Below are 244 nucleotides of genomic sequence, written 5' to 3'. Positions count from 1 at the left end.
CGACCCACACCGCAGCGCCGAGCCCGAGCACCGCGAGCGCCCAGAACAGCGCGGGTATGCCACCCCAGACCACGAGCACGGCGCCGATCAGCGGGCCGAGCGCGTAGCCGAGGCTCTTCCACGAGCCGTAGCGACCGAAGTACTTCCCACGGGTGGCATCGTCGGTGAGCCGGGCAACGGCAGCCGACGACGACGGCGAGAAGGCTGATGCCGCCGCACCCTGCCCGAATCGACCGATGACGAG

Annotated in this window: 1 protein-coding gene; it reads right to left on the bottom strand. The window is 70.9% G+C overall.

Annotation, left to right across the window (positions count from 1 at the left end; translation table 11 throughout):
• A partial coding sequence (locus SB773_RS34015; protein WP_410594899.1) for an MFS transporter occupies positions 1-244 on the bottom strand: 244 nt, incomplete at both ends.

Source organism: Bacillus sp. SIMBA_074 (genome assembly GCF_046534555.1).
Taxonomy (GTDB): Bacteria; Bacillota; Bacilli; order Bacillales; family Bacillaceae_G; genus Bacillus_A; species Bacillus_A mycoides.
This window is presented reverse-complemented; position numbering and strand designations above follow the sequence as displayed.